This is a genomic window from Desulfovibrio faecalis, assembly GCF_053570625.1.
The window spans coordinates 2,695,245-2,719,007 of the sequence record NZ_JBRBQR010000001.1; the positions used below are offsets into that span (position 1 = coordinate 2,695,245).

Below are 23,763 nucleotides of genomic sequence, written 5' to 3' on the forward strand. Positions count from 1 at the left end.
AGCATAGAGGGGCAGCCCGGCAACACTCCGCCGGGCTGCCCCTTTTCACAATATGCCGGGCACGCTATCCCCGCTTCATTTCTGCAATCAGGTCGCTCAAAGCCTTTGCCTGACGCGTAAGATCCGTCACCGCCTGAGCCGCTTCGTCCATGGCTCTGGCGGTCTGCATGGAAATATCGTTGATCTTCACAATAGTCTGGTTGATTTCTTCGCTGGTGGCAGACTGCTGCTCGCTGGCAGTGGCAATGGCGCGTACCTGATCTGCCGCAAGTACCACACTGTCGACAATGTGGGTGAGCGCTTCGCCAGACTGCCCGGCAAAATCGGAGGCAACCTCCACCTGCCGCAAGGCAACTTCCATAACATCCACGCTCTTGGCCGTGCTGGTCTGGATGGCCTTGATGGCATTGCCCACATCATGCGTCGAGGCCATGGTTTTTTCTGCCAGCTTGCGCACTTCGTCTGCCACCACGGCAAAACCGCGCCCGGCATCGCCTGCACGTGCGGCCTCTATGGCGGCGTTGAGGGCCAGAAGGTTGGTCTGGTCGGCAATATCAGAGATCACGTTCATGATGCGGTTAATGGCCTGAGCGTGGTCGTTCAGTTCCGCCATGTCGCTCTTGAGCCCGTGCGAAATCTCGCGCACCTGTCCTATACTTTGCAGGGACTGCTGCACAATGGTTGAACCGTTTTCGGCGCTGCTGCGCGTCTCCTCCGAGGTGGACGAAGCAGCCGAAGCATTGCGGGCCACTTCCTGCACCGTGGCGTTCATCTGGTTCATGGCTGTGGCCGCTTCAGTGAGGCGTTGCGCAGATTCGGAGGCAGCCTTCTCTGACTGCCCTATCTGCTCGGAAAGCCGCGCTGAAGCCGAAGCAAGAATATCCGCCACGCCTTCAAGCTGCCCCGCAGCTGCAAGCATGCCCTCTTTGCGCGCGTTTTCCGCCTGGATGGCGGCCTGCTCTGCGCGCTCGGTGGCTTGGCGGGCTTCTTCTGTGGCCTTGTGCGCCGCAGCGGTTTTTTCCTCGCTCTCGCCCAGCAGGCGCTTGATGTTGGCCATCATACGCTCCATGCCAAATGAAAGTACGCTGAACTCATCGCCTCTTTTTTCAGAGGTGCGCAGCAGCCGCTCCTCCTCTGCAGAGCATTCGAGCCTGCCGCCAGCAATGGCCTCGGCAATGCCGGAAAGCCCCCCCAGGAGTTGCACGATACTTCGCACACTTAAGAAGATGACGATGCCTACCACAAAGGCGCAAGCCACTGCCGTCAGCACGTTATTGACCAGCATGTCGCTGATGGGCTCGTAAAGAAGGGTTTTGTCCAGCTCCAGACACAATATCCAACCTTCATCGGGCATATCTGTATAGTACAGAATTTTTTCAAGCCCTTCGGCATTCACAAATTCAAGCCGGCCCTTTTTGTTTTTGAGAATTTCCGCGACCCAGGCCGAGCCTGTTTCTTTTTGCCCGATGCGCTTCAGATCGGGGTGTTGTACAATCACCCCTTCCGTATTGATAACAAAAGCCAAGCCCACATCACCAAGATTAATCTTGTTTGTGGTGGCGTTGGCCAGCTTGTCGTTGTCTGTGCCTCCGTAAATAACGCCTACGATCTTGCCTTTGTCCTTAACGGGCATGCCAATGATAGTGGTCATTTTTTGGGTGGCCACGCTGACCAGCCCCACAGAGCTGACCACGCCCTTCATACCGTTGATAAAATAGCTACGCTTTGAAAAATCTTCGCCAATGGTGCTGCTGAACTTCTGCGTATCACCCTTTTTGCTGTGCATGATAACTTTGCCGTCAGGAGCAATAAGACCGCATGTGGCAATATTGCTGTTCACATCGGTAAAGTTCTTGAGGGCGTCATGGGCGTGGAGAAAAAGCTCGTCGCTACGGTCAATGGGCGCGCCACTGGCGTAAGCTTCAAGAAAGAGACGAAGGCGGCGATTCTCGGCAATCAGGGCAAGCGCTTCCTTCATGGATACAAAGACGGCGTTCAAGCCCACTTCCTGCCCTTTCAGAATGGCCGCAATGTCCTGCCGGGTCTGCTTTCGCAATGCGTCTTCAGACATATGGTGGCTTATGCCAGCCACCAGGGCCAGGCCAAGCATGGACGGAATAAGGATGTACAGCGACATCTTCGTCAAAAGACCCAGCTTCATAGTGCCTCCCGGTACCTGACGCCCGTTCTGAAAAAGGAGCAGTTTTCAGTTTTATCGTCATGTTTCGGATATGCAATAGGGCAAAACGCTCTCATGCCTGCACAAGCCAAGACTAACGGATACCTCAACATGAACGATTCTGCCCTTCATGGCAATGGGCAGAGTCTGTTCAATGATTGCTTAAAAAAAAACAAGATGCCCCCGGTCAGGATAACTCGGGGGCATCGTCTTGCAATAAAGAAGCATTACCCGTTACGGCATGGTGTATACGCGTTCAGTGTTAAAGATATTGCCTTCCTTTTCAAGCCCCTGAGCCGCTGCCTTGCTATACCACGCAGCGGCTTCAGACGGATTTACAGGCACGCCCACGCCAAATTCATAGCATGCGCCCACGTAACGCTGCGCCTGCGCAAAGCCTTGATCGGCGGAACGCTTGGCCCAGGCAAAGGACTGATCCGGATCCTTGGCAAACCCATACCGCCCCTGGCTGTAATAAAGCGCAATGTTGAACTGGGCTTCCGCATTGCCAGCAGTGGCGGCGCGGCTCATAAGATCGGCCACGGCGGTGTCGTTTTTGGGAACCCCGGCCCCCAGTTCATACAGGTAGCCCAACTGCACCTGCGCCTCGGCGTAATTTTGCTCAGCAGCTATGTGGAACCACTTGGCTGCGGTTTCCATATCCTGCGTCACGCCAAGGCCGTTTTCGTAGCAACGGCCCAGCAGCACCTGAGCGCGGGGATTACCCTCGCTGGCCAGAGGCTGCACCATCTGCACAACCTTGTTGTATTGACCTATATTATAGGCAGTCCATGCCTCATCCAGCGTTTGCTCGGCGCTTTTGGCGGGAGCCGCCTGAACTGTAGCACCCATTCCTGAACCCAGGGCCAGCGCTGCGGCCAAAAGGATTGCAGAACCTATTTTTTTCATAAACGTCTCCTTTGATTCCGGCTTTGCCGCCGGAGTTGCACGGCCAGACAGTAGTACCAGCGCGGGCTGTTGGCAAGCCGCCCCTTGACGCCGTAGCTGGCAGAAGGCACAAACACAGCAGGCGCAGGGCTTGCCCAACCTTTTTTGCGCTCTGAGGAGATTTTGCATGACTTTTCCCCCAAACGGCCCTCGGCATGACCAACCCGATACTTCTGAACAGGCTGCGCTGCCCGAGGGTGAAGCGGGCAAAACGGGCGCGCCGCGCGTAGTTGACGTGGAAATTCTGCACGACCATGAAGACTCACGCAATGCCGGCCAGCATGCAACAGGGCAAGGCAACGGGTGGAATAGCGCCCCAGGCTTCGGCCCCTATGGGGATGGAGCAGGCACAGGTTCAGGCCAGGCAGAGTCTGAGCGTCAGGAGTCCCGCAGCAGATTTTTTTACCAGGGAACCTTCGGCCAGGCCGGAGGCCTCGGCGGCATGAACCTTGGACGCGTGTGGATGGGCGGCAACGATCAGACAGGTTGCCTTGCAGCCAGCGTGACCTTTGCGCTCTTCATGGTCTGCCTTGCCCAGTTTGGTTTTCTTGCGGGCATCGGCTTTGTCTTCTTCCATATAATAGGCACGGTCATGGGCGTTATGCGCGATCTGCGGCAATTCAGCGCGGGCCGCCTGCCCAATCCGTGGACATGGCGCATCGGCAACTGGGCTGTTTCCTTTCTGCTGACGGCATGGTTTGCCGGAGCCTTTGACTGAACCGCGCCGAGGTTACGCGCAATGTCTAACAGCCCTTGGCTCGTCTACCTGCTGGAATGCGCTGACGGTACGCTGTATTGCGGCATCACCACAAATATTGAGCGCCGTCTGGGCCAGCACAATGGTCAGGTTCCCGGCGGGGCGCGCTACACGCAGGGGCGGCGGCCCGTGCGGCTCATTGCCAGCCGGGCCTGCAGCTGCAAAGGTGACGCGCTACGGCTTGAACTGGCCGTCAAATCACGCCCGCGCCCCCAAAAAATACAATTTCTGCTTGATGGAGAGAGTGTTTCATGCTGACACCTGATGCAATGATGGCCTTTTTTGCCGCCGCCCTGCTGCTTAGTATCGCGCCCGGCCCGGACAATATCTTTGTGCTCACCCAGTCTGCTCTTTTTGGCGTAGGCGCTGGCATAATCACCACGCTAGGGCTTGTTACAGGCCTGTGCGTTCATACTACGGCAGTTGCACTGGGTGTTGCCGCCATTTTCCAGACCTCGGCCCTGGCCTTTACCCTGCTCAAAGTCGCGGGCGCGGGCTATCTGCTGTGGCTTGCCTGGCTCTCGTTTCGCGCCGGGGCATCCACAGCCGCTGTGGCGGATGGAGCTGCCAGTAGCACTGGCAGCAACTTCCCCGGCTACATGACGCTCTATCGCCGGGGAATAGTGATGAACGTCACCAACCCCAAGGTTTCACTATTTTTTCTGGCATTCTTGCCGCAATTCTGCGACCCCGCTCGCGGTAGTGTGGCCTTGCAGGTGCTGAGCCTCGGCGGTCTTTTCATGCTGGCTACCATCGTGGTTTTCTGGACTGTGGCCGCCCTTGGGGGCCGTCTGGCCGTCTGGTTCAACCGCTCAAAGCGCGGGCAGATCATGATGCAGCGTGTGGCGGGCTGCGTGTTTGTGGGGTTGGCTTCCGCCCTGCTGCTCAGCGGGCGCTGATGCGCAACGCGGGCCGCTCGTTTATAAATTTACAGGAGTGCTGATGTATTCACGCCCCCGCTACTCCCGCCGCTCTGTTCTGGCTGGCCTTTGCGCCCTGCCCGTTGCCATGTTTGGGGCCGCTATGGGCGCGCCAGTCATCAGTAGCGCACTGGCCGCTGCCAGCCCCGACATCAGCGCAAAATCCCAGCAAAAAATGCTGGCCGAGCTTGAGGCGTCAAGCGGCGGCAGGCTTGGCGTGGCAGCCAGTGTCAGCAATGGAGGCAACGTGTTGTCGTACCGTGGGAACGAACGCTTCCCCATGTGCAGCACATTCAAAGTGCTGGCGGCGTCAGCTGTTCTGCGGGACAAACCGGGCATTCTTGAACAGAGAATCCATTTTGCCAAAAGCGATATCCAACCATGGTCGCCCGTTACAGAAAAGCACCTTGAAGACGGCATGACGGTATCAGAATTGTGCGCGGCCATGCTCCAGCACAGCGACAATGCGGCTGCCAACCTTGTGCTTGCCCAGTTGGGCGGCCCTGCGGGCTTGACCTCCATTGCCCGCAGCTTTGGCGACACCACGTTTCGCCTCGACCGCTGGGAGGTGGAGTTGAACACTGCCGTCCCCGGCGATCCGCGCGATACCACAACGCCCCTTGCCATGTGCCGCACTCTGAACGGTCTGCTTTGCGGCAACCTGCTGAAAGCGCCTGCCAGAAAGCAGCTGACAGACTGGATGCTGGGCTGCGCTACCGGGGCAGGACGCACTCCAGCTGGTGCGCCGCAGGGCTGGCGCTCGGCGCACAAAAGCGGCAGCGGAGAAAACGGCACCGCCAACGATGTGGGCGTACTGTTGCCGCCGAGCAATCCCGAACAGGCCACGACCCGCAGGGGCAAAAACAAGCCGCTGGTTGTGGCCCTCTACCTCACAGGATCAAAACTGACCGGGCCGGAAAACGACAAAATCCTTGCCCAGGCGACTCGCCTGGTCTGCGCCGCAGAAGGGCTTGCGACGCCGCTTGACAATATGTATTGACATGATTGACGAGCAAAGGTATGAAGTCCGACTTTCGAGGTATCACATGCAGAACTATCGCATTTCTCTCAATGACCTTTCCCCCGAGGGCAAGGAATTTACTCTGGACGACCCCGCCGTCTGGCAGGAACCCATGGAGGAATTCCACCTGGACTGCCGCGTGAGCAAACCGCTGTGCGCGCGCATTCTGGTTTTGCCCACGGACGGCGGCTGGCTTGTGCGTGGCACGCTTGAGGGAGAAGTTGTTCTGCCTTGCAGCCGTTGCGCGGAAGATTCCACCGTGACCATTGCCGCGCGCTTTGAAGATTTTGAGAGTCTTCCTGGCGGCAGCGATGATGAAGACCAAGAAGAAAGTTACGCCCCCCTGCCCGATATGGATGGCGTGACCGAAGGCCGCATCGTGTTTGAACGCAACGCCCCCATGCTGGATCTTGCCGCCATTTGCTGGGAAGAACTCATGCTGGCATTGCCCCCGACACCCCTTTGCCGCGATAACTGCAAAGGCCTGTGCGCCGGGTGCGGGGTTAATCTTAATGAAGGCATGTGCGCCTGCACGGAAGAAGAAGGCGACCCCCGCATGGCGGCATTGCGCGGCCTCACTCTGCACAAAAACTAGACAATCACAATTTTTTTTACTAATCTGCTGTGTCTTGCGGGCGGGCAAGTGCGCCAAGCCGCCCAAACCCGCACAAACATTCCGCAAGACAGGAAAAGGAGACTACCATGGCCGTTCAGCAAAACAAGAAATCCCGTTCCCGCAAGGGCATGCGCCGCTCCCATGATCGCGTGGCCGTGCCTGCCGTTATCTACTGCTCCTGCGGCGAACCCACCGTTCCGCACAGCGTGTGCCCCAACTGCGGTACCTACAAAGGCCGCCAGGTGATCGCCAAAAGCGAAAACGAATAATGAACGAGCGCCCCATCATTGCCGTGGACGCCATGGGCGGGGACTTTGGCCCCTCTGTGGTTGTGCCGGGAGCTATAGAAGCTGCGAGGCTTTATGATCTGCATGTCCAGCTTGTGGGCGACACCCCCAAGCTGGAGGCCGAGCTCGAAAAGCTCGATCTCACCAATGTGCATTTCGACATAGTTCATGCCGATGATGTGGTGCATATGAACGAAAAGCCTTCGGACATTCTGCGCCGCAAGAAAAACGCGTCCATCCAGGTGGCCTGCCGTCAGGTCAAGGATGGCGCGGCGGATGCTGTTGTCAGCGCCGGGCATTCCGGCGCTACGGTGGCTTGCGGCATGTTCATCATGGGGCGTTTGCCCGGGGTGGAGCGCCCAGCTCTTGCCACCTTGCTGCCCACGGAAAAAAATCCCGTGGTCGTGCTTGATGTGGGAGCAAATGTGGATTGCCGCCCCTATCATCTGTTCCAGTTCGGCCTCATGGGCGATGCGTTTGCCCGTGACCTGCTGGGCTATGCCTCCCCACGTGTGAGCATCCTCAGCATTGGCGAAGAAGAGGGCAAGGGCAACAGTCAGGTCAAGGAAGCCTACGACCTGCTTAAAATGGCCCAAAACCTCAACTTTGCGGGCAATGCCGAAGGGCGCGACATCTTTATCGGTAATATCGACGTGGTTGTCTGCGATGGTTTTGTCGGTAACGTGGTCGTCAAAATGAGCGAGGGGCTGGCGACCTCTCTGGTGCGCATGCTCAAAAAGGTGTTTACGTCCGGCGTGTTGCCCGCCATTGGCGGCATGCTGGCCAAAGGCGCTTTCAAACGCTTTGCCAGCACCATTGACTATGCAGAATACGGCGGCGCGCCCCTGCTGGGCCTTCAGGGTCTGGCCATTGTCTGCCACGGGCGCTCCAGCGCCAAGGCCATGACAAACGCCATCAAGATGAGCGGAACCTTTGTGCGCAAGGGAACCAGCAGCCGCCTCGGTGAAATAATTCTTGCCAACGAGGAACTCACACGTTTCTCCCGCGCTATATAACCCTACGGTATTTCTATGAATCCACTCTGTCATCTGCTCGCTTTGAGCGCCTATGTGCCGGATACGGTGCTGACCAATAGCGATCTCGCCAAGGTGGTGGACACCAATGACGAATGGATTGTTTCCCGCACCGGCATCAAACAGCGCCACAGGCTGAACGATGCGGAAAATGCCTCGGATCTCGGCCTCAAGGCCGCCCGCAAGGCGCTTGTGGAAGCCGGAATGGACGCAGGGGAGCTCACCCATATAGTTGGTGCAACCTGCACCCCTGACGTGCTCTCTCCCTCCGTGGCCTGCATCATTGCCGGGCAGCTTGGCGCGGGCAAGGTCATGGCTTTTGACATCAGCGCGGCCTGCTCGGGCTTTCTGTACGGCCTTTCCATCTGCCGCGCCCTGCTGGCGCAGGATCCTGACGCCAAAATTCTTTTTGTCTGCACAGAGGCGCTTACCCGCCGCGTAAACTGGGCAGACCGTTCCACCTGCGTGCTTTTTGGCGATGCGGCCACGGCCTGCATTGTGAGCAGCGCTTCCAACAATGCCATGTCTTGCGTTGAAGACGTGGTTTGCCACAGCGACGGCGTGCAGCGCGACCTTATCGTGGTCGGCGGCGGCACCCGCTGCCAGTACGGCCTTGGCGAACCTGTTGGTGAAGACTTTTTCATCACCATGCAAGGCCGCGAAACGTACAAGCATGCAGTACGTAACATGGTGCACGTGTGCGAGGAAGTGCTTGCGCGCAACGGCCTTTCTGGCGCAGATGTGGACCTGCTGGTGCCGCATCAGGCAAATATGCGCATCATTGAAGCCGTGGGCAGCCGCCTTGAATTGACGGGCGATCGCGTGTTCACCAATGTGGAAAAATACGGCAACACATCTTCCGCCTCCATTCCCCTGGCACTGAGCGAAGCTCGTGCCCAAGGCCGCATTCGCCCCGGCAGTCGCGTTCTTATGACGGCTTTTGGCGCAGGCCTTACCTGGGGTGCCGCATTGTTACGCTTTTGAGGCAATACGCCTGCGGGATTGCCCCGCAGCACAGCGCCATGTATACTGAATTTCAGTCAGGCCAGGCCGTAAGCCGGGCAGCGCCGCTGCCAAAATAACGCAAAAAGGCGATCCCTGGGATACGGTCTCCTTTTTTACAGGACTCAGACAAAGGCGATATAAGCATGAGCACAGCGCAATCCTCCCCTGCAGCCGGACTGCCGACAGCCCTGGTTACCGGCGGTTCGCGCGGCATTGGCCGGGCCATTGCCCAAACCCTTGCCCGTGACGGCTTTCAGGTATTTCTCACCTACGTCAGCAAACCCGAAGAAGCGGAAAAAGTCGCGGCCGACATCTGCGCAGCTGGCGGCAAGGCCAAGGCCTTTGCCCTTGATGTCAGCAACAGCGAATCCGTGGCCGACTTTTTCGCTACCCAGATCAAAGACAAGGTTGATCTTGCGGTGCTGGTCAATAATGCCGGCATCACCAAGGACTGCGTTCTTATACGCATGAAGGACGAAGACTTCGACCGAGTTATCGCCGTCAACCTTCGCGGCGCGTTCGTCTGCACGCGCGAAGCCGCAAAAATCATGAGCAAGGCCCGCAAGGGGCGCATTGTTAATATTTCTTCCGTGGTGGGGCAGATGGGCAACGCGGGGCAGGCCAATTACGCTTCGGCCAAAGCCGCCCTGCTGGGGCTTACCAAGTCCTGCGCCAAAGAACTGGCCGCCCGCCAGATTACGGTCAACGCCGTAACGCCGGGTTTTATCGAAACGGACATGACCGCGACACTCAATGCCGACGTGCGGGCGAGCTACACAGACAGCATCCCGCTCAGACGCATGGGCAGCGCCGAAGATGTGGCAGAGGCCGTGGCTTTTCTTGCTTCGGACAAGGCGGCCTACATCACCGGGCAGGTGCTGGGAGTGAACGGCGGCATGTACTGCTAGGCATTTACTACGGAAGACACCCGGCCAGGGCCGGGGTTAAGCAGACCACTAATTTATCTGGAGGATACCATGTCTGACGTTACTGAAAAAGTTACAAAAATCATCATTGACCAGCTCGGCGTGACCGCTGAAGAAGTGAAGCCCGCAGCTTCCTTTGTGGAAGACCTCGGCGCCGACTCCCTTGACCTGACCGAACTGATCATGGCCATGGAAGAAGAATTCGACATCGAAATCGCCGACGACGACGCCCAGAAGATCCTGAAAGTTCAGGATGCCATCAGCTACATCGAAAACAAGCAGTAATAGCGCTTGTTATAGTATATGCAGCGCGGGGGGGTCTGCCCCCCGCCTCAAAGGAGCATGCATGACCCGTCCCCGCGTAGTAATCACCGGCATAGGCGGCGTTACGCCCCTCGCCAATGATATTGAGAGCACCTGGAAAAAACTGCTCGCAGGCGAGTCGGGCATCGCGCCCATCACGCTTTTTGACGCCTCCGCCTACGATTCCCGCATTGCCGGTGAAGTAAAAAACTTCGTCGCCGAAGACTATATGCCCATGAAGCAGGCTCGGCGCATGGATCGCTTCACCCAGTTTGCAGTGGCCTCTGCCAAGATGCTGCTTGAAGACGCCAAGTACGAGATCACCGATGCCAACGCCTACGATACGGGCGTGATCCTCGGTATCGGCCTGGGCGGCCTGCATACCATCGAAACCTACCACGCCAAGCTGCTGGAATCCGGGCCTCACAAAATTTCGCCCTTCATGATCCCCATGCTGATTTCCAACATGGGGCCGGGACAGATTTCCATCTTCACCGGCGCCAAGGGTTCTAACATCGTCACCACAACGGCCTGCGCCTCTGCCATCCACGCTCTTGGCACCGCCTACAGCGAAATGGTTCTGGGCCGCGCGACCGCAGTTATTTCCGGCGGTGTTGAAGCCACGGTTACACCTCTTGGCGTGGCCGGTTTTACGGCTCTCAAGGCCCTCTCGACCCAGTTCAATGATGAGCCTTCCCGCGCATCCCGGCCCTTTGCTGCCAATCGCGATGGTTTTGTCATCGGCGAAGGCGCAGGCCTGCTGCTGCTGGAAACGCTGGAATCCGCGCAGGCGCGCGGTGCCAAAATTTATGCGGAAATGGTGGGTTACGGCGCGTCTGGCGATGCCTACCACATGACCGCCCCCCGCGACGACGGCGAGGGCATGGCCCGCGCCATGCAGAACGCACTGCGCGAAGCTGGCATTGACGCTTCGGCCATTGGTCACATTAATGCCCACGCCACGTCCACCATGCTGAACGACAGCACGGAAACCAAGGCCATCAAGACCGTTTTTGGCGCGCATGCCAAGAATGTCAAAATTTCGGCCACCAAATCCATGACCGGGCATCTGCTTGGCGCGGCGGGCGGTATTGAATCCGTCTTCACGGCCCTTGCCCTGCATGACGAAATGCTGCCCGGCACCATTAACCTTGAAAACCCCGATCCCGCATGTGACCTCGATTACATGGCCGACGGCTCCAAGCACATCGCCTGCGAATACGCCATGTGCAACTCCTTCGGCTTTGGCGGCACCAATGCCAGCGTGATCTTCAAGAAGTGGCAACAGTAGCCGACAGTTTTTACTCGGCCTCTGCCCTCCCTGTTTGACAATCATCTGCCCGCCGTTGTGGCGGGCAGAACATTTCAAAAGGATGCGACGTCATGGACGAAATCCTGCTGCAAGACCCGGAACTGGCGCGAGCCATCACGCTTGAATCCGACCGTCAGATGAGCAAGCTTGAGCTCATCGCTTCTGAAAACTTTGTTTCCCGCGCCGTGCGCGAAGCTCAGGGCAGCGTGCTGACCCACAAGTACGCCGAAGGCTATCCCGGCAAGCGCTACTACGGCGGCTGCGAATATGTGGATATAGCCGAGACCCTGGCGCAGGATCGCGCCAAACAGCTTTTCAACTGCGAATACGTGAACGTGCAGCCGCACTCCGGCTCGCAGGCCAACATGGCCGCCTACCTCGCTTTTCTGAAGCCCGGCGACACCATCCTTGGCATGAACCTTTCGCACGGCGGGCACCTTACCCATGGCAGCCCGGTGAACTTCTCTGGCCGCCTGTTCAACATCGTTTCTTACGGCGTGCAGCGCGAGACGGGCCGCATAGATTATGACGAAGTCGCCGCCCTGGCGCGCGAGCACAAGCCCAACGCCATCGTTGCCGGCGCAAGCGCCTACCCCCGCGCCATTGATTTTGCCCGTTTCCGCCAGATCGCTGACGAAGTCGGCGCCAAGCTGGTGGTGGATATGGCGCACATCGCTGGCCTTGTGGCCGCCGGTCTGCACCAGAGCCCGCTTTCTTACGCCCACATCACCACCACGACCACGCACAAAACCCTGCGCGGTCCCCGTGGCGGCATGATTCTTTCTACCGAAGATATGGGCAAGACCCTGAACAGCCAGATTTTCCCCGGCATTCAGGGCGGCCCCCTCATGCACGTCATTGCTGCCAAGGCTGTGGCCTTTGGCGAAGCCCTGCGCCCCGCTTTCAAAACATACCAGCAGCGCGTGGTGACCAACGCCGCCGTACTTGCCAAGTATCTTATGGATGCCGGGTACGACCTTGTTTCCGGCGGTACGGACAACCACCTGATGCTGGTTGACCTGACCAACAAGGACGTCACGGGCAAGGACGCGGAACACGCTCTTGATCAGGCGGGCATCACCGTCAACAAGAACACGGTGCCCTTTGAAACCCGTTCGCCCTTTGTGACATCTGGCGTGCGCCTTGGCACTGCCGCCCTGACCACGCGCGGCATGAAGGAAGACGACATGCGCACCGTGGGCGCGTTCATCGTGGAAGCCATTGAAAAGCGCGAGGACGCCGCCGCTCTTGAAAAGATCAGCAAGAACGTTGAAGAATTTGCGCGTCAGTTCCCGCTATTCGCCTGGTAACGGGCTGATTTTCGGGCGGTTTTTCTGACGCTTCGGCCTCGCAGGCAACTTCGGGGCTGGTACCGGAAAAACCGCCAGATATAATCATAGAGGGGCTGCGCCCCCTTTGACAAAGCCCCGGTTTTGAGAAAAACAGGGGCTTTGCCTTGCGCAGACAGGCAGTTAAAAACAGCTGTTTCACAGCAGGAATGCACGGTCGATGCAGCGGGGGCGGACCGGAACCGCAAGTGTTGCTTGGCGCAGCATCACGGCAAAATAGCCTCGGCCCTGCCTGTCGCGGATATTTTGACGTCAGGCAAGGAAGGCAAGGGCGCGGTGATGGGAGTGTACTCTTCTGGTACGCGACCGGAACCGCAAGTGCTGCCTGACGCAGCATCACGGCAAAATAGCCCGACAGGCAACTTGGCATTTTCACCAGCCGCCTGTACACTACCACCAATCAACATACGGGTGTGTTATGCAGCGAATGCCGTGGCCGGAATATTTTATGAACATCACGTACCTGGTGAGCGGGCGTTCTACGTGCACGCGGCGCAAGGTGGGTGCGGTGGCGGTTAAGGACAAGCGCATTTTAGCCACGGGATACAACGGGGCTCCGGCGGGGGTTCCGCACTGCCTTGAGGTGGGATGCTTGCGTACGCAGCTGGGCATTCCTTCGGGGCAGAGGCACGAGATATGCCGGGGGCTGCATGCGGAGCAGAATGTCATTATTCAGGCTGCCGTGCATGGCATCAATATCAGTGGCGCAGAGATTTATTGCACGACGCACCCTTGTGTGCTGTGCAGCAAGATGTTGATAAATTGCGGCATACGCCACATTTATTATGCGGAATATTACCCTGACGAGCTTGCGGAGCAGATGCTCAAGGAAGCCGGGGTCATTGCGGAAAAGCTGGATTTTGCACCGCCTGTTATCAGCGCCCAAGCCGGAGTAGACTACCATGTCTGAACTGGATTTTGTTCCCTTTATGCGTGAAGCCATTGACCTTGCAGAAAAAGGTCGGTGGCATGCCTGCCCCAACCCCACGGTGGGGGCGGTACTGGTGCGCGATGGGCAGATTGTGGCTCGGGGCTGGCACCACGCCGCCGGAGAGGATCATGCTGAAGTGGACTGCATCAAGGATGCGGCCTCGCGCGGCGTAAATCCGGCGGAGTGCACCCTGGTTGTCACGCTTGAACCGTGCTGCCATCAGGGCAAAACGCCACCCTGCACCGAAGCCATCAAGGCTGCGGGCATCAAAAAGGTGGTCGTGGGCCTTGCGGACATCAATCCAGTTGCCTGCGGCGGAGCTTGCCAGCTGCGCGAAAGCGGCGTCGAAGTTATTGAAGGCGTCTGCGAGCAGGAATGCCGCGATCTTGTGGCCGATTTTCTGATCTGGCAGCAGCACAAGCGCCCCTACGTCATGCTGAAAATGGCCGCCACCCTTGACGGACGCATCGCCACCCGCAAGGGCCAGTCCAAGTGGATAAGCTGCGATAAATCCAGAGAAGAAGTGCAGGAACTGCGCGCGGGCATCGGCCTGTGCGGCGGCGCAATCCTCGTGGGCGGCGGCACCTTTCGCACCGACAATCCGCAGCTTACCGTGCGGGGCGAAAATGCCGGGCCGCAGCCTCTGGCCTGCGTGCTTACCTCACGCCTACCCCAGCCAGATGCGGATTTTCACCTACTGAAAGACCGCCCGGAACAGACCGTTTTTATGGTTTCGCCCGCTGCGGCGGCCTCCACCACGGCCAAGGCCCTGCGCGACATCGGTGTGAGAGTTCTGGCGCTTGGCCCCGGCATGCACGGCGGGCCGGACTTTCCCAATCTGCTGCGCGCCGTATGGGAAGAACTGAACTGCCCCTACATGCTTTGCGAAGGCGGCGGGCATCTGGCCCTGAGCCTGCTGGAAGCGGGCCTTGTGGACGACTTCCGCCTGCACCTTGCGCCCATGATTCTTGGCGACGAAGACGCCCTGCCGCTCTTTTCCGGTCGCGCGCCCCTGAGCCTGGAAGACGCACTGCGCATGCGCGTGAGCAATACGCACCTGTGCGGCGAAGACATACATATTCACCTGCGGCCTCTTGAAGCCGCCAAGGCTTAGGCGGGCTGCATGTTTACCGGCATTATCCAGGGTCAGGGCGAGGTTCTCGCCCTGCGCGACTCCGGCACGGAACGCAGGTTCACCCTGCGCCCCCTGTTCAGTCTGCCCTCCATAGTCGATGGCGAATCCATTGCCGTCAACGGCGCATGCCTTTCTGTGGAAACCCACGGCGAAGGCGTGTTCACAGCCTACGCCTCCACAGAAACACTCTCGCGTACCACGTTGGGCAGGCTCAAGACCGGCGACAGCGTGAACATGGAACGGGCGCTGGCCTTGGGCGACCGACTTGGCGGGCATCTGGTGAGCGGGCATGTGGATTGCCTTGCTACGGTGCGTAGCGTTACGGGCGCGGGCCAGTCGCTGTGCTGCCGCCTTGTCTTCCCCAAGGAATACGGGGTGGAGGTCATTGCCAAGGGCTCTGTGGCCCTTGACGGCATCAGCCTTACCATCAATGATTGCGGGCCTGATTTTCTTGAGGTCAACATCATTCCCGATACGCAGAAGCGTACCACCATGCGCAACTGGCGGCCGGGAACGCTGGTGAATATGGAAACCGACCTCATCGGCAAATATGTACGCAGCCTTTTGGGGGCATGGGCTCCAGGCGGCAAGAGCCCGGCTGAGCAAACTGTCGCCGCGCAGACCAGCGGGTTGAGCCGCGATATGCTCTTGCGCAACGGCTTTATCTGAACATTTCCGCTTACAGAAATATTACAAAAAAACGCGTTAGCGCGCGGGCACTTGCGCAAACGCGCCAAGGAGTTGCCATGAGCACTGTTACCACCATCGCCGGACAGTTGGACGCCAAAGGCCTCAAGATCGCCATTGTGGCCACCCGTTTCAACGATTTTATCGTAGATCGCCTTGTGGGCGGCGCGCAGGACTATCTGGAACGTCACGGCCTTGATACCGCCAACATCACCATTGTGCGTATTCCTGGGGCATTTGAAATGCCGCTGGTCTGCCAGAAGCTGGTCAATTCCGGCAAGTATGACGGCGTGTTGGCGCTTGGCGCGGTTATTCGCGGCGGCACCCCCCACTTCGACTACGTGTGCGCCGAGGCCAGCAAGGGCATTGCCCAGGCCATGATGCATTCCGGCGTTCCCATCGGCTTTGGCCTGCTGACCTGCGACACCATTGAACAGGCCATTGAACGCGCAGGTTCCAAGGGCGGCAACAAGGGCGTGGAAGCAGCGGCAGCCATGCTGGAAACCATCCGCGTTATGGAGCAGTTGTAACCCATGGCAAAAGCCAAATCAGCCACACGCCGCGGCGAACGCGAACTGGCCTTTCAGGTTCTGTACGGCCTTTCCTTCACCCCGGCCCGTGATATTGACGATCTGCGGCGCATCTTTCGCATTTCTCCGGACTATCTTGCCCGCTGGGAAGGTCAGGAACCGCCCAGCCATCCCTCTGGCTTTGCCTGGGAACTGGTGGCAGGCGTGTGGAGCAAGAGCGACGAGCTGGACGCAGCCATCACCAATTTTTCTCGCAACTGGCGCGTTGACCGCATGGGCCGTGTGGAACTGACCCTGCTGCGCCTTGCCGTCTTTGAAATCATGTACCGCAGTGATGTGCCGCCCAAGGTTGCCATCAACGAGGCGCTGGAACTCAGCCGCCAGTTTGGCGAAGGCAATGCCAAGAGCTTTATCAACGGCATTCTTGATGCCGTGGCCAAGGCTCTGGAAACCGGCGGAATCTCCCGGCCCGCTGCCGATCCTTCAACCATATCCGAGTAATCCGGTAAAGCCCCATGACGCACGAACGCTATAATCCGCAAGCTATCGAAGAAAAGTGGCAGTCTCGCTGGCAGGCCGAAAACGCTTTTGCCTGCACCCACAAGAGCAACAAGCCCAAGTATTATGTGCTTGAAATGTTCCCCTATCCTTCGGGCAATATCCATATGGGCCATGTGCGCAACTACGCCATTGGCGATGTGGTGGCGCGCAGCAAGCGCATGCAGGGCTTCAACGTGCTGCACCCAATGGGGTGGGACGCCTTTGGCCTGCCTGCGGAAAACGCGGCCATCAAAAATAATACCCACCCCGCTAAGTGGACCTACGCCAACATTGACAACATGCGGGCGCAGCAGAAACGTCTGGGATATTCATACGACTGGGATCGCGAGATCGCCACCTGCCGCCCCGAATACTACCGCTGGGAGCAGATGTTCTTTCTGCGCCTGCTGGAAAAAGGCCTCGTGTACCGCAAAAAGGCGGCGCAGAACTGGTGCCCCTCGTGCCACACGGTTCTTGCCAACGAGCAGGTAGTCGATGGCCTTTGCTGGCGCTGCGACAGCCGCGTGGAGCAGAAGGATCTGACCCAGTGGTTCCTCAAGATCACTGCCTACGGCGATGAACTGCTGCAAGACCTGCAAAGCCTTGAAGGCGACTGGCCCGACCGAGTTATTGCCATGCAGCGGAACTGGATTGGCAAATCCACAGGCGCGGCCATCACTTTTGGTCTGGAAAACCCGGCTCTCAAGGCAGAAGGCGTCACGGGCATAGACGTGTTCACCACGCGGCCCGACACGCTCTTTGGCGTGACCTTCATGACGCTGGCCCCCGAGCACCCGCTGGTGGAAAAGCTCATTGAAGGCTACGAAAAAGCCGATGAAGTGCGCGCCTTTGTGGAGCGCATCCGCAATATGGACCGCATCGACCGCCAGTCTGATTCTCTGGAAAAAGAAGGCATCTTCACTGGTGCCTACGCCGTGCATCCCTTTACCGGGCAGCGCGTGCCGCTGTGGCTGGGCAACTTTGTCCTGGCTGATTACGGCACGGGCGCGGTCATGGGCGTACCCGCCCACGACCAACGCGATTTTGAATTTGCCCGCAAATACGGCCTGCCCGTGCGCGTGGTCATCAGCCCCAAGGATGAGCAGATTGCTCCTGAAACCATGACCGAAGCCTACACCGCTGAAGGTTTCATGGTTAATTCCGGCTCATTTGACGGCACCGCCAATGAAGACGGCAAAAAGGCCGTGGCTCAGGCGCTGGAAAAGGAAGGTAAAGGCAAGGCCACCACGCAGTTCCGCCTGCGCGACTGGAACATTTCGCGCCAGCGCTACTGGGGCGCGCCCATCCCCGTTATTTACTGCGACAAGTGCGGCGTGGTGCCTGAAAAGGAAGAAAACCTGCCCGTGCTGCTGCCCATGGACGTGAAAATCCGCGAAGACGGGCGCTCTCCCCTGCCGGAAACGCCGGAATTCGCCTCGTGCACCTGCCCCAAGTGCGGCGGAACCGCCCGGCGCGAAACCGATACCATGGATACCTTTGTGGAATCCTCGTGGTATTTCGCCCGCTACACCAGCGCCCGCAAGGAAGACGGCCCCTTTGATGCGGAGGCCCTCAAGTACTGGCTGCCCGTTGACCAGTACATTGGCGGCGTGGAACACGCCATCCTGCATCTGCTCTACTCGCGCTTTTTCACCAAGGTGTTGCGCGATCTGGGCTTTTTCCCTGCCGAGCTCAACGAGCCTTTCGCCAACCTGCTCACCCAGGGCATGGTGCTGAAAGACGGCAGCAAAATGTCCAAATCCAAGGGCAACGTGGTTGCGCCTTCCGACATGATCGCCAAATACGGCGCGGATACGGTGCGGCTGTTCTGCCTCTTTGCCGCTCCTGCCGAGCGCGACTTTGACTGGTCGGATTCTGGCATCGAAGGCGCGTCGCGCTTTATTGGCCGCGTGTGGCGTCTTTTTGATGAAGAAAAAGACCGCCTGCTGCCCCTCAAGGCCTGCCAGTCCACGGCTGAGGACGCTCAGAGCGAAGAAGCCCGCGACCTGCGCCGCCGCGAACACCTTACGGTCAAGAAATGCAGCGAAGACATGGGCGACCGCTTCCAGTTCAACACGGCCATTGCCGCTGTAATGGAACTGGTCAACGCCATGTACCTTTCGCGCGAAAAGCTTGGCGTCACTGAAGGCGACCGCCGCGTGTTCTCTTCGGCCATGGCCTCCGTGCTTACGCTGCTTTCGCCCATCACGCCCCATGTTTGCGAAGAACTCTGGCAGCACCTGGGGCATGGCACCCAGCTTGCCAGCGAGCTTCTGCCCAAATGGGACGATGCCGCAACCGTTCAGGACATGCTCACCGTGGCCCTTCAGGTCAATGGCAAGCTGCGCGGCACAGTGCAGATTCCTGCAGCGGCGGACAAAGCCGCCATGGAACAGGCCGCCCTTGCTGATTCCTCCGTGCAGCGCCACATTGATGGCCTGACAGTCCGCAAGGTGGTGGTGGTTCCCGGAAAACTGGTCAACATCGTTGCCAACTAATTGATTATCATGGCGGAAGGGGCTGTTTTGCGCAGATGAAAAACGCCCCTTCCGCCTGTATACCCCTTCCCCGTTCCCCCTTTTGTACCTATACTGACAGCGTTGGCAGTTTCACCAGATGACGAACCTGGATTTACGGGATTTATTCCAAGGCGGAATTTATTCCGGACGGGTTTTATTCCGAGGCTGCTACGGCAGTCTTTTTTTTATCAATTTTCAGAACCATGGAACATCATGAGCGCGGCACATCCCGGATTCAGTTTTCTTGTATGCCCTGACGGGCAGTTGCTGCGCGCGCGCATGGAGCAGCTGCTTTCTTCCTTTCCGCCCGCCAGCGGGCAATGGGAAAGGCACGTCTACTGGGGCGACGAGGAACCCTCGCCGCGCTTCTGGGAGCAGCTTACCCTGCAAGGGTTGTTCGGTGCGCCGCGTGTGCTGGTGGTGCGGCAGGCCAACCTGTGGCCCGCAGCGGTGTGGAAAAAGGTATCGCATGCGCTGGCCCGGCCCTCGGAACAATGCTGGCCTTTTTTTTGTATGGAAGTGGCCTGGGACAAAGGCCAGCCAAAGATTCCCGCGCACATTGCCAAGCTGCGCTGCATGGCCTTTGCCGATCAGCAAGGCTGGATATGGCGGCAGGACGGCCTGAACGAGAGGGCGGTCAAAAAGCACGTGCTGCAACGCTCCCACGAAATGGGGCTGCGCTTTGAACAGGACGCCCTGGAGCAGTTCTGCGCATCTGTGCCGCCCGATGCCTTGGCCATTGAAAACGAGTTGATCAAGCTGCAACTGCTGCGCAATACCGCGCAGGATGTTGCCCGGGAAAAATCACAGGCAGATTCTCACGGGGCGGATCACCTTCCCGACCAGGGCACCATTACCCTGGCCATGACTGCCACGGCTTCGTGGAATCCAGAGTGCAATGTCTTTGACTGCATCCGGCACATGGAGGCAGGCAACCTCACCGCCGTGTGGAAGGAACTTTCCCGCAGTCAGGACGGAGACAGCCTGCTGTTTTCTTTGCTGGCCCTGCTGGCGCGCGAACTGCGCCTGCTCTGGCAACTGTGGGCGGGCGAAAAGGTGCGCGTGCATCCCAACGAGGCCTCCTTTAAAAAGCAGTTGGCAACCCGACTCGGCCCCTCGGTGCTTGCGGAGTGCATGTCAACTGTTATGGATGCGGAGTTGCAGGTAAAGAGCGGCCGCCGATCGCCAAGCCAGAGCCTGGACTACCTTGCGGCACGTATGACAGACCTGTTTGCCGCAGGCCGCACCCGCGCCTGACGTAAAGCCGCAGGCAGAACATCGCCGCGCCAGCCATGGACGGAGCAAATGCAACCATTGCGGCCCATATTCCGTTGCGGCCCGCTTTTATCATGTTCGCTCACGTAAAAAACGGCAAAGGATTTGCGGGAATGCATGCGCCTTTATCCGCCCGCCCCCTTGCGCAACCTCCAAGACTGCTTATTTTATGACAGCAAAGCCAACATCCACCCCGCCCACAAGCCTCGGGCATCGTGAGCGGCTGCGGCAAAGACTGGAACTGGAACCCACGGCAGTGGCGGATTATGAAGTGCTGGAGCTGCTTCTGGGATATGGCCTGACGCGCAAGGACACAAAGCCCCTCGCCAAGGAACTGATACAGAAGTTTGGCAGCATTCGAGGTGCGCTGGACGCAAGGCCAGACGAACTCTTGCAGGTGCCCGGTTTCGGGCCGGGATTGCTCGCCTTATGGCGTGTTTTGGGCGAAACGCGGGCGCGCTACGCCGCAGCAGATCTGCGGCAAAAGGAAGTTCTGGCAACCCCGGAGGCCGTGGCCCGCATGGCGCAGGCCCGGCTTGGCACAAGCCCCCACGAGGAATGCTGGCTGGCGCTGGTAGACAGGCGCAACCGCCTCATGGCCTGGGAGCGCCTGCGCAGAGGCGGCATTGCAGAAGTTTCAATCTACCCAAGGGACGTTCTTGAAGCGGCCCTGTTCCGAAAGGCAAGCGGCATAATCTTGGTGCACAACCACCCCGGCGGCAATCCGGGGCCTTCGCAGGAAGACCGCCTGCTGACAGAAGAACTGCAAAGACTGGCGCCCCGTATGGGGCTGCGCTTTCTGGATCACGTCATCGTTACGGATGGAGACTGCTACAGCATAACGCAATCACAACGCATTTGAATCGAAAGCAGTCGGGGAGAATATATATGGCTGACATCAATGAAAAAGACATTTTGCTGCATCAGGAAGGGCCCGCTGAGGCAGAACCTGCCATCGACAGCGAAACGGACAAATCGGAAATGAACGCGCCAGAAACGCTGGATCACGAGGGCAGCCTCAATACGGCGGCGCAGAGCATTCCCGACACGCTGCCCGTGTTGCCCGTTCGAGACGTGGTTATCTTCAATTATATGATCCTGCCGCTCTTCATCGGGCGCGACAAATCCGTGCAGGCCGTGGACGCTGCCCTGAAGAACGGGCGGCATCTGCTTGTGTGCGCGCAGAAAGAAGAAGCCACCGAAGACCCCAAGCCGGAAGACCTCTACGAGGTCGGCACGGTGGTACAGGTCATGCGCATGCTCAAGATGCCCGATTCGCGGGTGAAAATTCTTGTGCAGGGCGTCAGCCGCGCTCGGGTTACGGGCTACCGCCAGGTGGAGCCCTTCCTTGAAGCGCGCATCGAAACCCTGCCCGAGCAAATCCCCGTGGTGGACGCCACTGTGGAGGCCCTGCTGCGCTCCGTGCGCGAGCAGAGCGAAAAAGTACTGACCTTGCGCGGTCTTTCTTCGCCAGACGTGCTTGCAGTTTTGCAGGGCGTGGACGATCCGGGCCGCCTGGCCGACCTCATCGCCGCCAACATGCGCATGAAAACCGCCGATGCACAGCGTATTCTCGAGGCGGAGAATCCCATTGACCGCCTCATGCTTGTCAACACCCAGTTGCAGCGCGAGGTTGAAGTCGCCACCGTGCAGGCGCGCATCCAGAGTTCGGCCCGCGAGGGCATGGACAAGGCGCAGAAGGATTACTTTCTGCGCGAGCAGCTCAAGGCTATCCGCACAGAACTTGGCGACAAGGACGAAGACGGAGAGGAAGACCTTGATAACCTCAAGCAGGCCCTTGAAAAAGCAGGCCTGCCCAAGGACGTGCGCAAGGAAGCTGACAAGCAGTTGCGCCGCCTATCGGGCATGCACGCTGATTCCTCCGAGGCCAACGTGGTGCGTACCTACCTTGACTGGCTGGTGGAACTGCCGTGGAAAAAACTTTCGCGCGACAGGCTGGATATTGTCCATGCCAAGGAAATTCTTGACGAAGACCACTGCGGGCTCGATAAAATCAAGGACCGTATCCTTGAATTCCTGAGCGTGCGCAAGCTCAATCCGCAGTCCAAGGGGCCTATTCTTTGCTTCGCGGGCCCTCCCGGCGTGGGCAAAACCTCGCTTGGGCGCTCCATTGCGCGGGCGCTGGGCCGCAAATTCCAGCGGCTTTCGCTGGGCGGCATGCATGATGAGGCGGAAATTCGCGGGCATCGGCGTACTTACATCGGCGCCATGCCAGGGCGCATCATTCAGGCCCTCAAGCAGGCGGGCACGCGCAACCCCGTTATCGTGCTGGACGAAGTGGACAAGCTGGGCGCGGATTTCAGGGGCGATCCTTCGTCCGCCCTGCTGGAAGTGCTTGACCCGGAACAGAACTACACCTTCAGCGACCACTACCTGAACGTGCCCTTTGATCTTTCAAAGGTTATGTTCCTCTGCACGGCCAACCATCTGGAAACCATCCCGGCGGCCCTGCGCGACCGTATGGAAGTCATTTCACTGCCCGGCTACACCTTGCAGGAAAAGGCACAGATCGCCCGCAAGCATCTGCTGCCCAAGAAGGTGGAAGACAACGGCCTTGCCCCCAAGGATGTGGAACTGACGGAGGAAGCCCTGGAAAAGATCATTCGCGAATACACGCGCGAGGCCGGGCTGCGCAACCTTGAACGCGAGCTTTCCTCCATTTGCCGCAAACTGGCCCGACGCAAGGCCGAGGGCAAAAAGCCGCCCTTTATGGTTGACGTGGCCGATGTGGAAAAGCTGCTGGGCGCGCCCCGCTTTATTGAAGACGAAAAGGAAAAGAAGCTCATGCCCGGCATGGCTCTGGGCCTGGCCTGGACGCCCGCTGGCGGCGAAGTGCTGACGGTTGAAGCCACTGTCATGAAGGGCAAGGGCGGCCTCACCCTCACCGGACAGCTTGGCGATGTGATGAAGGAAAGCGCCCAGGCGGCCTTGAGCTACATCCGCAGCCGTGCGGAAGACCTTGGCGTTGACCCCGGCTTTGTGTCGCAATACGACCTGCACGTACACGTGCCTGCGGGCGCGACGCCCAAGGACGGCCCCTCGGCTGGCGTTACGCTGATCACGGCCCTCATCTCCGCCCTGAGCGGACGGCGTGTGCGTGCAGACCTCTGCATGACCGGCGAGATAACCCTGCAAGGCCGGGTGCTGCCCGTGGGCGGCATCAAGGAAAAAATCCTGGCGGGCGTGGCGCGCGGCCTCAAGCATGTGGTTATTCCGCACCAGAACGTCAAAGACCTCGAGGATGTGCCCAAGGAACTGCTCAAGCGTATCACCGTGCACCCTGTGCACCATTATGACGAGCTGCTGTCCATCGTGTTTGAAACCAAGGGCGGGCGCGGCAGCTCCACAACGGGCAAGGGCGGCAAAAGCAAGGTGGAAGAATCCACGGGCGTTGCTGCCAAGAGTGCGGAAACAGGCAAAAGCGCTGGCGCAAGAAAACCCAAGCGGCCTGCGGAAGCTGGAGCCTGA

At 58.9% G+C, this 23,763-nt stretch carries 23 protein-coding genes; 21 read left to right on the forward strand and 2 right to left on the reverse strand.

Annotated elements, in window-relative coordinates; all coding sequences use genetic code 11:
- Positions 1 to 64: 64 nt before the first annotated feature.
- Both ACUZ79_RS11925 and ACUZ79_RS11930 read right to left on the reverse strand, forming a co-directional pair.
- Positions 65 to 2,161 carry a methyl-accepting chemotaxis protein gene (locus tag ACUZ79_RS11925; RefSeq protein ID WP_449251732.1) on the reverse strand — a complete coding sequence of 699 codons (2,097 nt, stop codon included), beginning with the start codon at positions 2,159 to 2,161 and terminating at the stop codon, positions 65 to 67.
- A gap of 252 nt (positions 2,162 to 2,413) precedes the next feature.
- Positions 2,414 to 3,088 carry a tetratricopeptide repeat protein gene (locus ACUZ79_RS11930; RefSeq protein ID WP_449251733.1) on the reverse strand — a complete coding sequence of 225 codons (675 nt, stop codon included), beginning with the start codon at positions 3,086 to 3,088 and terminating at the stop codon, positions 2,414 to 2,416.
- 166 nt (positions 3,089 to 3,254) lie between these two features.
- Here ACUZ79_RS11930 and ACUZ79_RS11935 point away from each other — a divergent pair, with 166 nt between their 5' ends.
- From ACUZ79_RS11935 to lon, 21 genes are all read left to right on the forward strand, one after another.
- The gene (locus ACUZ79_RS11935; RefSeq protein ID WP_449251734.1) at positions 3,255 to 3,845 is read left to right on the forward strand and encodes a hypothetical protein; all 591 of its coding nucleotides are present in this window, start codon (positions 3,255 to 3,257) and stop codon (positions 3,843 to 3,845) included.
- Positions 3,846 to 3,866: 21 nt separating this feature from the next.
- Complete coding sequence (locus ACUZ79_RS11940; RefSeq protein WP_449251735.1) at positions 3,867 to 4,142, forward strand: GIY-YIG nuclease family protein; 276 nt, start codon at positions 3,867 to 3,869, stop codon at positions 4,140 to 4,142.
- Positions 4,136 to 4,783 (forward strand): LysE family translocator, encoded by a 648-nt coding sequence (locus ACUZ79_RS11945; RefSeq protein ID WP_449251736.1) that lies wholly within the window; start codon positions 4,136 to 4,138, stop codon positions 4,781 to 4,783. The genes ACUZ79_RS11940 and ACUZ79_RS11945 overlap by 7 nt, the downstream gene beginning before the upstream one ends.
- A 109-nt stretch (positions 4,784 to 4,892) precedes the next feature.
- On the forward strand, positions 4,893 to 5,804 hold the full coding sequence (gene bla, locus ACUZ79_RS11950; RefSeq protein WP_449252179.1) for a class A beta-lactamase: 912 nt from the start codon (positions 4,893 to 4,895) through the stop codon (positions 5,802 to 5,804).
- Between the two features lie 46 nt (positions 5,805 to 5,850).
- On the forward strand, positions 5,851 to 6,420 hold the full coding sequence (locus ACUZ79_RS11955) for a YceD family protein (RefSeq protein WP_449251737.1): 570 nt from the start codon (positions 5,851 to 5,853) through the stop codon (positions 6,418 to 6,420).
- Between the two features lie 107 nt (positions 6,421 to 6,527).
- Positions 6,528 to 6,710, forward strand: coding sequence for a 50S ribosomal protein L32 (gene rpmF / locus ACUZ79_RS11960; protein WP_022658456.1), 183 nt, complete (start codon positions 6,528 to 6,530; stop codon positions 6,708 to 6,710).
- The gene (gene plsX, locus ACUZ79_RS11965) at positions 6,710 to 7,744 is read left to right on the forward strand and encodes a phosphate acyltransferase PlsX (RefSeq protein WP_192111392.1); all 1,035 of its coding nucleotides are present in this window, start codon (positions 6,710 to 6,712) and stop codon (positions 7,742 to 7,744) included. Before rpmF ends, plsX begins: the two co-directional genes overlap by 1 nt.
- 15 nt (positions 7,745 to 7,759) lie before the next feature.
- Positions 7,760 to 8,746 (forward strand): beta-ketoacyl-ACP synthase III, encoded by a 987-nt coding sequence (locus tag ACUZ79_RS11970; protein WP_449251738.1) that lies wholly within the window; start codon positions 7,760 to 7,762, stop codon positions 8,744 to 8,746.
- A gap of 164 nt (positions 8,747 to 8,910) precedes the next feature.
- Positions 8,911 to 9,675, forward strand: coding sequence for a 3-oxoacyl-[acyl-carrier-protein] reductase (gene fabG / locus ACUZ79_RS11975; protein ID WP_240824733.1), 765 nt, complete (start codon positions 8,911 to 8,913; stop codon positions 9,673 to 9,675).
- A 69-nt stretch (positions 9,676 to 9,744) separates the two neighbouring features.
- Positions 9,745 to 9,978 carry an acyl carrier protein gene (gene acpP / locus ACUZ79_RS11980; RefSeq protein ID WP_022658452.1) on the forward strand — a complete coding sequence of 78 codons (234 nt, stop codon included), beginning with the start codon at positions 9,745 to 9,747 and terminating at the stop codon, positions 9,976 to 9,978.
- Positions 9,979 to 10,039: 61 nt separating this feature from the next.
- Complete coding sequence (gene fabF, locus ACUZ79_RS11985) at positions 10,040 to 11,287, forward strand: beta-ketoacyl-ACP synthase II (protein ID WP_240824734.1); 1,248 nt, start codon at positions 10,040 to 10,042, stop codon at positions 11,285 to 11,287.
- Between the two features lie 92 nt (positions 11,288 to 11,379).
- Entirely contained in the window at positions 11,380 to 12,618 is a 1,239-nt protein-coding gene (gene glyA, locus ACUZ79_RS11990; RefSeq protein ID WP_449251739.1) for a serine hydroxymethyltransferase, read from the forward strand.
- 457 nt (positions 12,619 to 13,075) lie between these two features.
- Positions 13,076 to 13,567 carry a deoxycytidylate deaminase gene (locus ACUZ79_RS11995; RefSeq protein ID WP_240824736.1) on the forward strand — a complete coding sequence of 164 codons (492 nt, stop codon included), beginning with the start codon at positions 13,076 to 13,078 and terminating at the stop codon, positions 13,565 to 13,567.
- Positions 13,560 to 14,702, forward strand: a complete 1,143-nt coding sequence (gene ribD / locus ACUZ79_RS12000; protein WP_449251740.1) for a bifunctional diaminohydroxyphosphoribosylaminopyrimidine deaminase/5-amino-6-(5-phosphoribosylamino)uracil reductase RibD — start codon at positions 13,560 to 13,562, stop codon at positions 14,700 to 14,702. Before ACUZ79_RS11995 ends, ribD begins: the two co-directional genes overlap by 8 nt.
- A 9-nt stretch (positions 14,703 to 14,711) precedes the next feature.
- The gene (locus tag ACUZ79_RS12005; protein ID WP_449251741.1) at positions 14,712 to 15,392 is read left to right on the forward strand and encodes a riboflavin synthase; all 681 of its coding nucleotides are present in this window, start codon (positions 14,712 to 14,714) and stop codon (positions 15,390 to 15,392) included.
- 77 nt (positions 15,393 to 15,469) lie between these two features.
- The gene (ribH, locus tag ACUZ79_RS12010; protein ID WP_022658445.1) at positions 15,470 to 15,940 is read left to right on the forward strand and encodes a 6,7-dimethyl-8-ribityllumazine synthase; all 471 of its coding nucleotides are present in this window, start codon (positions 15,470 to 15,472) and stop codon (positions 15,938 to 15,940) included.
- 3 nt (positions 15,941 to 15,943) lie between these two features.
- On the forward strand, positions 15,944 to 16,441 hold the full coding sequence (gene nusB, locus ACUZ79_RS12015; RefSeq protein ID WP_449251742.1) for a transcription antitermination factor NusB: 498 nt from the start codon (positions 15,944 to 15,946) through the stop codon (positions 16,439 to 16,441).
- A 14-nt stretch (positions 16,442 to 16,455) separates the two neighbouring features.
- Entirely contained in the window at positions 16,456 to 18,978 is a 2,523-nt protein-coding gene (leuS, locus tag ACUZ79_RS12020) for a leucine--tRNA ligase (RefSeq protein ID WP_449251743.1), read from the forward strand.
- Positions 18,979 to 19,212: 234 nt separating this feature from the next.
- The gene (locus ACUZ79_RS12025) at positions 19,213 to 20,256 is read left to right on the forward strand and encodes a DNA polymerase III subunit delta (protein ID WP_240824741.1); all 1,044 of its coding nucleotides are present in this window, start codon (positions 19,213 to 19,215) and stop codon (positions 20,254 to 20,256) included.
- Between the two features lie 187 nt (positions 20,257 to 20,443).
- Complete coding sequence (locus ACUZ79_RS12030; protein ID WP_240824742.1) at positions 20,444 to 21,136, forward strand: JAB domain-containing protein; 693 nt, start codon at positions 20,444 to 20,446, stop codon at positions 21,134 to 21,136.
- Between the two features lie 26 nt (positions 21,137 to 21,162).
- A complete protein-coding gene (gene lon / locus ACUZ79_RS12035; protein WP_449251744.1) occupies positions 21,163 to 23,763 on the forward strand; it encodes an endopeptidase La in 2,601 nt (866 codons plus the stop codon).